The sequence below is a fragment of the Legionella gratiana genome, from assembly GCF_001467695.1.
GTDB lineage: Bacteria > Pseudomonadota > Gammaproteobacteria > Legionellales > Legionellaceae > Legionella > Legionella gratiana.
Map to the genome: position 1 here is coordinate 408,052 of NZ_LNYE01000022.1, position 13,373 is coordinate 421,424.

A 13,373-nucleotide genomic window follows, 5' to 3' on the forward strand; every position below is an offset into this window, starting at 1 on the left:
CTTCTTATCTAATCCTATCCGATACTCACGTATATAAGGAATTATAGCCTCATATTAAATCAGCGATCGTATATTCCTCATTTTCTAACAACTTCGCCATAATTTGATTAAATTCTTTGCCAATAAGATCTTTAGCTTGTGTTGTTAATGGACCATTAATGGAAAATAGATATTCGCCTTTTTGATTTTTTGAAAATAAAATCCAAAGAACGCGACTGTTTGTAGGGCGATCCTCGCTGCTAAAATGGTTCGCATACTGATAACTTAAAGGTGAGACATTCGGATCAGGATTAGACTTACCAAAAAAAGAAGGCGTAATATTAATCAATACTCGCAACCGCTCTGGTTTTTGCAAAGGAATGTTTATCTTCAATAACTTATTCAGTTTCAATTTAAAGGCTGTCGAGTAATCAATAGTTTCTGCCCAGCTTAAATATTCTAGATAGAAATCAATAAGTCTCGAGTTGAGCTTACTTTGTTTAAATGGTTTGCTTAATCTAAATTTATTCCATGTATAAAGCAAATAATGAGTCATTCTCAATCCGGTGCCTTGAAACTCATTATTTTTAATCACATGAGAGCATTTTTGATAAGGAGCTGCTTTTAATTGTTGATCATCAATTGCTTTAATGAAGTCAATAAAGCGATATTCTTCACTTAAGGTACTGTTTATTCTTTTATATTCTGAAAACAAACCAACTATCGAATTATATTGGCTACCTTCTCTGCCACTATGAATTTGGATAAAAGGTACTTTCGTTTGACGACTCAACTTATAAAATACAATATGACAAACCGCAATTAATCCAGTGCTCACATTTATATTTTTTGCCCTATGCCATTCAATAAATTGCTCTGCTCGACGAGAATCAATTGGATAATGAAATAAATAGTGTTTCTGGTTGGCTGTAGACATAAAATGCTCAGGCCCCAGGTATAACATTTTAAATCCTTTATTATACTCTTGCCAAAAATCAATTTTCTCTTTTAGGTTCTTTTCATAAAGAAAATTATTCTTTTTGACATAACTAAGGAATGAATCGCTTTCTGGTTCGATACTCAATCTTTCTCCCTGCACAAGCATGTCATAACAGCTTTTGAATTGACTCACCACCAAATCACACGAAGGACCATCGACAATAATATGAGGTATTACTATATGTAATTCATGTAAATCACTATTTATTTTATAGAGGAATACTCGAATCAAGGGTTGTTCGCTTAGAGGTATGGCACTCAGCATATTTTTTTGAAATTCCTGGCTCAACACCTTTTGTTCGTTATCTAAAGAAATGTCTTTATAAATTAATTCAAATTGCCCTTGTCTTTTCAACACTTGAACAGGTACTTCTTTATTAAAGCTCAACCAAAATGCACTATTTTTCTTAACCACAAAATCAAATGCTTGCGCAACATACTCCTTCTTGAGCTTGCCTTGAATTTGCAGCTGAGTACCTATGTTATAAGAATATCTTCGTTTATTAAGCACCCAAAATACGTATTGAAAATCACATAAAGGAACTTCTTCTTGTATTGAGCTTTCAAGAAGTTGGCTCTCTGTTTTGTAATTAAAATCAAAGAAATTTTGTAATTCATCGACAATGTTTTTTGCTATTTTGCTAACACTTGGCTTATTAATGAAATACTCTATGGATAAATTAAGAGTTGGACATTGCAATTTATCATGAACCCGATTTCTAATCTCAATCGCCATTAATGAATCCAATCCCAATGAAAACAAACCATCATCAACTTTGATTTGCTCCATACTATTTAATCCTAAAACATCTGCAACGATTTCGCGTAAAGCTTGGCTCAATATTGCAATAGACTCTTCTTGGGTATGCTGGCGCAAAGCATTTAAAAAATGTTGATCCACGGGAAGAGTATTCTTAGCCAGTTCCGACAACCACGTTTGTTTTGGTGCAAATTTAAAATAGATTTCCCAATTAATAGGACATACGGCAATTTGTGCAAACTTAGTTTTTAATAAAACATCAAGAATATCGATACTGGATTTATCAAGAGAGGTAAATCCCCGTTGTTGTATTGCCTGGGATAAATTAGCAGTCATTCCTAGAGCTTCAAAAGGTCCCCAATTTATGGCTATGCCGGGTAATCCTTGTTGTTGCCTTAAATAAGCTAATCCATCCAAAAATCCATTGGCTGCCACATAGTTTGCTTGCCCTCTTGCTCCTAATACAGAAGCTGATGATGAAAATAACACAAATAGATCCAAAGGAATATCTTGAGTTAATTGATGCAGAATCAAAGCGCTATCCATTTTCGCGCTTAATACAGATTGCATCTCTTCATCACTTAAATTAATTAAGAGGCCATCTTGCACAATACCTGCAAGATGAAAAACTCCTTGCAAAGGATGGGAACTTTGTTCCATCTCAGTAATGAGCTGTTCCATTTGCTGAAAATTACTGGCATCAGCTTGATAGTGTTGAATGAATATATTTTTCTTTCGAGCTCTATTAATCAATTCCTTGATGGAGTTAGGACATTCAGATCTGCTCGTAATAACAATATGTTGCGCCCCTCGTCGCATGAGGTACTCAATTAATAGTTTTGCTAATCCACCAGTCCCACCTGTGATCAGATAACTCACATCACTTTTAAATAGCAGTTCTTCTTGGGTAAGGTTGGCCGGCAATTGTATTTTCTTGAGTCTCGGAACATAAACGGAATCTCTAACGGCAAATTGATTTTCAGAATTATTAGTGGAGAACAAATCTCTTAAAACCGCTGATAAAGTACTCTTCGTATCCAAATCAACGCTATAATTTTTATTGAGTTCGAATTCATTGCTAAAGCTCTTCCAAAAAGAACTTGCCATGGTGTGATAAGGATTAACTTTGTCTTTATCATGAATTGCATAAGCATTTTCTGTCACTAAAATAAAACTATGGGGTCGTAACTTAAATAATTTCTGACAACAATGAAATAAGACATTGAATTGGCTTTGATGATATAAAAATACGATGTGCTTATTTTCGATATTTCTTATCTCATTGAGATTATCTATGAGTTGATAATTCAGATCGGCAAGTACTCTTTTTGCGTATACAGGATCAGAAGCAATCACCGACAATTCAGGAATTTCTGTTTGCACGGATAAATTAGGCTTCAGTGTATTCCATCGAATATGGTAAAGATGTTGAAGATTAGGTTCGTAGGAAATGAAATGAGCTCGAGTCACTTTTCGTAATTTAAGCTTTTCAATTTCTCCAATCAATAACCCCGAATTATCATAAAATTTTACATCAAAACAAAGCTCATGCTCATTCTCAGAAATTCGTTGGTTTAAATGCACCCAGACATTTCGAGGAGCCTCTTGAAAGGTAATCATGCGAGCAAATGTATAAGGCACATAAGTTGAATGCTCTATATGATTCATAATAAATAACCAAATACTTTGCATGGCCCCATCAAGCAAAAGAGGATGATAATAATAGCTTTGTCCATCACCGGTTTTTGGCAATACTACTTTAGAGAGTATGTTTTCTTGATCCATATAACTCTCTTCCAATACCTGAAATTCTTCATCATAAAAAAAAGAATGATATTTAAAATGCTCATAAATTTGTACTAATTTGACATGGCGTGCAAAAGATGATTTTAAGGTATTCAGATCGACAGACTCAGGTATTGAGGGTGCTACCAAACTGATTTCCATTTCTGAGAATAATTGCCAATTGTCCTCTTGTTTTGCAAAAATGTTTATTTTGTATTGATTATCATTTTGAGGTTTAACCTGTATCTGAATATCTTGCTCAGGCTTAGGATATAATGGACGCTCAATATGAAACTTTTCAATACAAAAAGCATTACGTTTTAAAACCAATTTCGCGGTAGCTAAACCTGACTCAATATATGCCGTTGCAGGGAAAACAACTTTATCAAAGATAAAATTTTGTTGGATATAAGAAAAATGATCTAAATCCAGCTTATGGCAGAATAAATATTCATTGCCAGGTAGGGAAAACATTTGTCCTAAAAGTGGATGAACTATATCTAAAGATGCATTTTGGGTTGATTTTTTTTCAACCCAAAATTCAACGAGATCAAATGGATAATGAGGTAAATTGACTTTAGCATAATCATTGGCGACAGTTTTATAATAGGAACCCCAGTCAACTTGTTTGCCTTGTAAGTAAAGTGTAAATACTGATTTAAGCGCTGGCTCATGTAAATGAAGTGCTTCATTGAACTGCCCCCTTTCTAATAATCGGCTCGCCTCTTGAGCCGTTTCAGCCACTAAAGCTGCTCGATAAGCATAATGTTCTCGGCAGGTAGCTGCAGTAAAACAGATATCACCAAAATCATCCGTCGTTGTTGCCAAATACTGTTGATAATTGTGAGTTAAATTATCTAGAGCAACTTGGGATTTAGCTGAGAAAACAAGAAGATGAGGCTTACGAACTTTTAATTGCGCTCCGCTACGCACATCCAATTGCTCTCCTCTGCCCACGTCCCGAGGTTTAGATGTTACGAAAGGCGCAGGAAACTCTTGTAAAATAATATGTGCGTTGGTACCACTAAAACCAAACGCATTAACTCCAGCACATTTAAGTTTAGCATGAGTATTCCAATCCATTTTTTGCAGAGCAAGACGTGTTTCACCCAACTGTATATGGGGATTTAATTTTTTAAAATTTAAAAGCGCATAAATTTTTTTCTTTTGCAAACTGATCACTGTTTTAATAATACTTGCAACACCAGCAGCACTTTCAAGATGGCCGATATTGGTTTTGACCGCACCAAGATATAATGGATTATCTTGACCTCGTCCTTTTCCATAAACTTTATTGATTGCATGAACTTCAATAGGATCACCCAAAGGAGTCCCTGTTCCATGAGCCTCAATATAACTTATATCACTGCTTGCTAAATCAGTTTGACTTAAAGCCTTCATCATCACTTCCTCTTGGCTTAAACCATTAGGAACTGTTAATCCTGCAGACTTCCCATCATTATTCACTGCTGAGGCTTTAATGACAGCTAAAACAGTATCTTTATCACGTAATGCATCAGACAATCTTTTTAAGAACAGCACACCACAACCTTCAGCTCGCGCATAACCATCCGCATGTTCATCAAAGGTTTTGCATTCTCCATCAGGAGACAATGCCTTAGCTTTACATAAAGTAATATTGGATTCCGGCATTAGTAAAACGTTGACGCCACCTGCTAGTGCGTAATCGACTTCCCTATTTTTTAAACTTTGACACGCATAATGAATAGCCACCATCGATGAAGAACATGCAGTATCCACGCTGATTGATGGCCCTTTAAAGTCAAAAGCATACGCTACTCGTCCAGGGATAAGATTAGATACGTTACCCGTAATGGAATAAACACTTAATTCTTCATTTGAAAAACCAGATTTTTCGAGTTGCGCGTAATATTCATTAGGACCTACACCGGCAAAAACACCTGTTAAACTCCCTCGTAAAGACTCAGGAGTGTAATTCGCATGTTCTAATGCATTATAAGAGCACGCTAAAAATATTCGCTGTTGAGGCTCCATCAACTTCGCTTCACGCGGACTAATGCCAAAGAAATTGGCATCAAAACCTTTGATATTGTCAATTAATCCAAGTTTCTTAACATATGATTTTCCTGGAGCATCCACATTGGAATCATAATAGTGCTTATTATCCCACCGCTCGATAGGAATCTCTCTCATACCACTTAGTCCTTCTTCGAGCAATGTTTCAAAAGCAGCAATATCTGGTGCATTAGGAAAATTACAGCTCATACCAATAATAGCAATCGAATCATCTGTTTGTTCTACTATGGGTTTAGGATCTTGCTTTTTAATTAGATGCTGCTCCAATTCAGATTCTATATGTTGAGCAAGTTTGTTAATCGATGGATAATCAAAACCAATGGTGGCAGTCACTTTAAGTGATGGAGCTAGCTTTTCCTTAAGCATAGTTGCCATTTCAGTGATCATCAGTGAATCAAAGCCTATTTCAAAAAATCCTTCATTCTCATCCAAATCTTCAGCATCTGATAATTCAAGGATTTCTTTACAAATGGCAATGATCATCTCATTACAGGCTTGTAATCGATTTTCTGCACTCACTTCAAGATAATCATTAAGCCATGCTGATAAATTTTGATCAGGCATATGGCCTACTATGATGAGATCACTAGCTAAATAGTGATGAAATGCAGGCAAAGGTTTGGGAACAAAATCAAGCATAAACTTGAGGTAATCCGGTGAAATAATGGCGGCATGACTTAACTGCTCATTAATGAGAATTTTAATAAAAGCATGGCCTTGTTCATTACTAATTAGTGACTGCTTTAGGCCTTGATCTTGAGAGCGTTTCTTTGCCATGCCCGCTTCGCCCCAAGGGCCCCAATCAATCGCAGTGCCCACCAAACCTAGACGTTGACGCTCAGCAATTAACGCATCCAAAAAGCTATTTGTGCCACTATACACTGACTCTTTATTGCTGCCAAATACGGATGAAATCGATGAATAAACGACAAAGAAATCCAAATCAATATCTTGACTCAGCTCATGTAAATACCATCCCCCCTGAACTTTCGCAGAGAACAAATAATCAACATCTTCATTGGTATGTTCAATCAATGAGGCTTTAACTGCGGCACCAGCAGCATGAATAATTCCCTTGAGTAAACCATCTGTATTCAGTTCTAAAAGCAAAGTCCGTAGTTTTTCTTTATCAGTAATATCCAAACTGATGGTGCGAATTGTTCTGCTCGGATAATTGGATTTAAGTTTTTTTATCGCTTCTTTTATTACAGGTTTATCTACATTTCTTGAAGTAAGAATAATCTCTCTTGCTCCTGCAGAGAGTAAAGCTTGTGCGGTTACCAAGCCTAAACCACCACAGCCACCAGTAACAAGATAACGACCCTCTCCATAAAGAGAGCACTTTCGGTCTGCTAATTTGGTTCTTTTCAAACGCGCAATGAATCGTTTCCTATCTCTATAGACAACAACATGTTCGTAATTCGGATCCTCATTATAATTTATTTCATCGATAACTTGCGCAATATAATAGTCCTCATCTGTTTTTTCCGAATCGATAAGGATCGTATGGAATTGAGGTAGTTCTAAAACCAAAGTACGGCAAAATCCAATCAGTGAACTATTGCTCAAATTAAGTTTGCCAGTAGCAAATTCAGGTATCGCATTTGTCGTGAGCACAATGAGTTGTAATTTGATGCGCTTATCATTGAGTTCTTTGATCAAAGCTAATAAATTTTTTAGCGTACTTTTTTGAAAAGCAATATTAGACTCAATATCGGTGTCTAAAGGTAAATCCAAACCCATTGCAAATATAATCCCATCGAGTTTTTCTAAAGGATAATTATCCTCTTCTGAAACCATAGATAACCCTTGAGCTCTAAACCTAGAAGCGAGATGTTTCGCCCCCAAGAGCAGCCAATGATTGCCTTGGATTTTTCGATGATTTTTAGTACAGGGTTGATGTTGCCATTGTAATTGAAAGCACCAATCTTTAGGCATAGGTATGTCTTTTAATTTATCTTTTGTTTCAAACCAATGTTCTTCACGATCAAATTCGTACAAGGGCAACTTAATTTTTATAAAGAAATTATTCTCTATCAATCTCTCGTCACTTTCCTTATTTCGTAATAACGTGTTCTCAGACTCTAACTCTGCTGCAAGGACATTATAGTAATTAAGCCAATCAATCTTAACTCCCTCTTGGTATGCAATCTGTAATTGCTCCAAGGTCATTGATTCTTGCAAAAACAAAGAATTACTTTTCTCTTTTTTGATTTGATAAATGCTATACTCATTTTTTTCAAGAAGAAGAGCAGCTTCTTTTGCTGTTCTTGCTTTAATTGCTACTCGAAATAGAAAATGACTTCGACAGGTTGCTGCTGTATAGCATATATCAGCAAACTCGTTATCGGTGCTTGCTAAGAACTTCTGATAACTTGCTAAGAGTAACTCAAGGGCAGTATTGCTTTTTGCTGAAATTAGTAATAAGGACTCTTCCGGTAAAACACGTGGCTCCATTTTTCGTAGTGGTGCTTCCTGCAAGACCATATGCGCATTGGCGCCACTAAACCCAAATGAACTTACACCCGCGCATCGTAAACCTTCTTTTTTACGCCAATCGAGAGTACTTAATGGAATAACTGTATTTTTTAACTCAATTTGTGGGTTTAACTTTTTAAAATTAAGATGTTTAAATAATTGATGTGTATGTAAACTTAAAACCGTTTTAATCACTCCTGCCACACCTGAAGCGCTTTCTGAATGGCCGATGTTCGTTTTAACGGAACTGATGTAAAGAGGATTCTCTTGACTGTGAGCCTCACTAAAAATTTTAGTGAGTGCATTCACTTCAATAGGATCAGCTAGCGGTGTGCCTGTGCCATGCGCTTCGATATAATCAACATCAGCTGGTGATAGCTTTGCTTTAGCAAGTGCGCTTCGTATTACTTCCTCTTGCGCGATCCCATTAGGAACCGTAAATCCCCCACTCTTGCCGTCGCTATTAATTGAAGTTCCTTTAATGACCGCAAGAATCGTGTCCTTATCTTTGAGTGCCGTACTTAAACGTTTTAAAACAATGACGCCACATCCTTCACTGCGTGCATAACCATCTGCATCTTCACTAAATGTTTTGCAGCGACTTTCTGGGGATAACATTCTTGCTTTTGAAAGAGTAATATTCGAATCAGGTGCAAGCAAAATATTGACACCCCCTGCTAAAGCCATATCGCAATCACCAGTTTGTAAACTCAAACACGCATCATGAATTGCAGTCATAGACGAAGAACATGCTGTATCAATAGCTTGTATTGGACCATGAAAATCAAAAGCGTAAGCCACTCGTCCGGGAATAGCATTCAACACATTTCCCGTGGCGAAATAAATATTTAGATCATCCAATCCCACGCCTAAACCCGCTAAAAGTCGTGGATATTCGTTCGTGCCAACACCAACAAAAACGCCTGTTTTACTGTCTTTTATTGCAGTTAGAGAAAGATTCGCATTCTCTAAAGCATGGTAGCTTGTTTCCAGAAACACACGTAGCTGCGGAGACATCAGCTTGGCTTCTCGGGGACTAATATTAAAAAACTCAGCATCAAAATTCCTGATGTTTTCAATAAGTCCAAGTTGTTTAATATAAAGTCTTCCTAAAGCATTAACATCAGGATCATAAAATTTTTCATTATCCCAACGATCTATAGGAATATCGACCATACCGCTTTCACCGTGTTCCAACAGAGATAAAAATTCATCGATATTTGTTGCCTTAGGAAAACGGCAACTCATTCCTATAATTGCAATAGGTTCATTATCAAGTATGTTGACTGTAGGTTGTCGAACAACTGGAGTGGGCAACAAGATTTGTTGCACATGTCTTGCCAATTTATCCAACGTTAAAAAAGCAGGGATTGACATTTTATAGGAGAACAATTCATAAAGACTTTGATCGAGTTCAGCAAGTAGTTCTTGAGTAAATCCTAAAGATCCAAAATCTTCATATTCATCAATACGTTCTCTTTTTAAAAGAGATTGCATTTTAGCTGCAATTTGATTTTTGATGGTTTCGACTTGTTGTTCCCTGGATTGCTGTACTAGTGCATCGGGTACCTTTTTTACTCTGGGCTCATGCCAATAGGATTTCCTATCAAAATGATAAAGCGGTAAATCTACCTTATTGTATGGAACATCATTAGGGTCTAGTTTAATATTAAATCCAGCGAGATACGCTTCATAAATACTCTGGGCATCAGAAGTTATTTCTCTCACTTCTTTTTTGAGGGTTACTTTGTGCCACTCATAATCTTTAGACTCAAGTTTTTTGATTAATGTTTTTTTGTCGTTAACAATGATAGCGCAGCGATATTTGAAGTGATCACGACAATGAATAAGCGTATAACAAATATCATTCAAGCACGCAGAGGTATTTTTAAGATAAGTGGTATAACCTGCTATCATATGCTTTAATGAATACTCACTATTTGCTGAAATGACAAAACATTGGGGTTTGTCATCATCTGCACATTCTAGATTTACTGCATTATTTGGCTCCTCAATAATCGCACTCACATTGGTGCCGCTAAAACCAAAATTAGATACTTGTACATACCTCTTTTTATTTTTCAGTTTTTTAAATTCAATTACTTGAATAGGAAATAGTGCAGGTATTTTTGTCGGATCAATTGCTTGATTTGGTTTTGAATAATGGAGATTTGGAGGAATTTTTTCATACTGTAAAGCACATATCGCTTTTATTAGCGAAGCCATCCCTGACGAGGCGATACTATGACCTATATTGCTTTTTAGTGCCCCAATAATCAGAGGTTTCTCTTTAGAGTGCAGTCCTTGATGCACCTGCTGAATTGCATTAAATTCGACTGAATCACCAACAAGGGTACCTGTTCCGTGAGCCTCTAAGTAATCGATATCACCTGCTGTCAAATTCGCTTGTGCCAATACTTCTTGATGAAGTGCAATTTGCGCCTTAATATTTGGTGCAACTAATACTGTGCCATCATCACCATCTTGATTCATAACCACACTTTTTATCACCGCGAAAATGGTATTATTGTCTTTGATGGCATCGCTTAAGCGTTTCACAATCACTACACCACAGCCTTCGCTACGTACAAAACCATCTGCTTTTACATCAAAACTACCGCATTGATCATGAGCCGATAACATGTTGGCTTTAGTTAAGCCAATAAAATTTTCAGGACAAAGATTCAGATGAACCCCACCAACAATTGCCAACGAACATTGCCCCATTCTTAATGAATTTGCAGCAAGACAAAGCGCAGATAAAGAAGAAGAACAAGCAGTATCTACAGCCAAACTTGGTCCTTTTAAATTGAGAAAATGAGAGAGTCTTCCTGCTGCAGCACTACTTGCTGCTCCAATTTGAGTGTACGCATTAAATTCGATATGGTCTTTATAATTCAGTTGACTGTAATCTTGCGCTGAAGTGCCATAAAATACCCCCGTATTCGAATTACTAAGCGAGTCCAGTGTGATATTGGCGTGGTTCAAAGCACGAATGGCTACCTCTAAAAAAAGTCGATGCTGCGGATCCATTTGTTTGGCTTCAACAGTAGCGATCTTAAAAAAAGTCGCATCAAACAATTGAGGGTGATTAAGAAACCCCCCTTTACGACCAATTATTTTATCTGCTTTGTCACGATCAGAATCATAGTATTCATCAACATCCCAACGATTTTCGGGCACTTCTTTAATGGGCGATTGACCTTTGAGCAACATTGTATAAAATGAATCAACATCTTCTACATCTGAATCCATTCCAGGAAACTGACAATTCATGCCAATAATTGCAAGGGGCTCATTAAGAATATCGTTTCTATTATTTTCCTGGTTTTTTTTCACCACTTAAAATGCTCCTATACCAGCAAATGTAGTATTTAAAAAATAACAATAATAGGAATTTATAACAAGACACTCCATTCTTTCGTGACCCTAGACCTTTTACATCCAACAGATTTTACTTGAGTTCAACCGTGAGTGCTTCGAAGATCGGAGTTTACTGGTACCGCAGAAACACTTACAACACAGCAATCAGGCAAAAGATACGGTTACATAAGGGTCTATTGCTGAACACTAGTTTCTTTTATATGCTTATTTAACAGATCCCCACTACATTTATTTTATATGAAAACAATAATGTCATGGTTTAAAAGATTATTCGCCGTTCCTCCTGAAAAAAAACATCATGACACTCATACCTATTTAATAGCACAAAAAGATGCAATAAAACGAAAAAATGCGAAAAGTGTAGATGATTTTTACGAAAATTATTTTTCCCTTATTGCTACCGGTGCCCGATTAAAACTCGTGGAAGCAATGTTTAATTTGAATCTATTTGCCTTATTTGAAAGAAATGAATTTGTTTTAGAACAAGAAATCATCGAAAAATTAGGTTTGATGCCAATCAGAGCCCAAAAATGGCTTCATCTACTTAGTTGTGAATATTTTTTAATAAAAAATGAAATAAACGGTGAACCCGTTTATAAATTAACTGATGAATTTTATCAGTGGATGCTCAGTGATCAATGGTGGAGCATGCAATTCTTCTTTAATAGCTGGAATGTAGCTGCCGAAGAAAATCTTACTGACGTCTTACGTTATGGGAAAGTCAAAACTAGTGTTTCCTGGCCTCCTAAAAAAGATACAGAAGTGGTATGGTTAGAAGATTGGATGATGAACACTGCAGAACAACCGATTCGTTGTATCTTAGAACACATTAATTTTAAAAAAGTAACAGCTCTTTTGGATGTAGGAGGTGGAGATGGGACCATGGCTTGTGCTTTTGTTAGGGAACATCCTCATTTAAAAGCTGCGGTTTATAACTTACCTAAACCGGCTTCAATAGCAAGAAAAGCGATTGCTGATAAAAATTTAAGCGATCGAGTTCATGTCATTGAGGGAGATTTTATTAAAGAAGATACCTTTCCAGTAGGCTTTGATCTCATTTTGTTTACCCGAGTACTCTTTGATTGGAATGAAAAAGTTGATAGAAAACTATTAGCTATGGCTTATCAAGCACTGCCTAAAAATGGCCTTGTAGGCATTTGTGAATTCTATAAAGAAGAAAATCATGATCGCTGTCTTTCTGCAGAATACCGTTATATTTTTCACGATGATTTTACACCTCATGTGATGAAAACTACCGAGGATTACCGACGTATGTTGACTGACGCTGGCTTTACCATTACTCAAGAAAATAGAGATGAAAAACCTGCTTTCTTTTACTGCTCGTTAATTTTGGCCCAAAAATAAGGGCGAATAGCAAGAACTATTAACTTTCTTGTTTTTATCGGGAAAATGGCGAAGATCTGTTTCAAATGTCTTAATATTTTCTTAATGATGCGTTGTTATCATTGGTCAAATTTTTGATAACATTGAGAGAGCATTTAAATGGTAAATGAACAAGATGTATCTACCCTAATTGAGTTAGATAAGACAGAACTATCAAAAAAAGAGAGGAAACAAGTTTCATGGGCTGATGGAAAAGATAACGGAAAAATTGATGATCAATTCCTTGATGTAAGAACAGCTGCATCACCAACAAAAAAGCTTCTAGATAAGAAAATCCGTCAATTAATTGATGAAGGCTACACAGAAATTGAAGCTACATCTCTTGTAGGAAAACCAATAACCCCAAGTGGTAAAACTCTTTTAAATCATCCAACTTTTTATACATCTCCAGAAAGCATTAAGCAACAAAAAGAAGAAGCCAATCGATATAGCTTTTTTTCTATGAAAAACATTGGATTAGGGGCTTTAGCATTGGGAACTGTTGCCACCTTAGGAATCGTTTTATCAAAAGTAAATAAGTAATTTT

The 13,373-nt window shown here is 36.3% G+C and carries 3 protein-coding genes; 2 read left to right on the plus strand and 1 reads right to left on the minus strand.

The features are described 5' to 3' along the window. Window positions 1-49 precede the first annotated feature (49 nt). Complete coding sequence (locus tag Lgra_RS09665) at window positions 50-11,401, minus strand: SDR family NAD(P)-dependent oxidoreductase (protein ID WP_058499043.1); 11,352 nt, start codon at window positions 11,399-11,401, stop codon at window positions 50-52. 291 nt (window positions 11,402-11,692) lie between these two features. Here Lgra_RS09665 and Lgra_RS09670 point away from each other — a divergent pair, with 291 nt between their 5' ends. Then, the gene (locus tag Lgra_RS09670) at window positions 11,693-12,808 is read left to right on the plus strand and encodes a methyltransferase (protein ID WP_165482870.1); all 1,116 of its coding nucleotides are present in this window, start codon (window positions 11,693-11,695) and stop codon (window positions 12,806-12,808) included. Between the two features lie 138 nt (window positions 12,809-12,946). Beyond that, on the plus strand, window positions 12,947-13,369 hold the full coding sequence (locus Lgra_RS09675; protein ID WP_058499045.1) for a hypothetical protein: 423 nt from the start codon (window positions 12,947-12,949) through the stop codon (window positions 13,367-13,369). Window positions 13,370-13,373 lie beyond the last annotated feature (4 nt).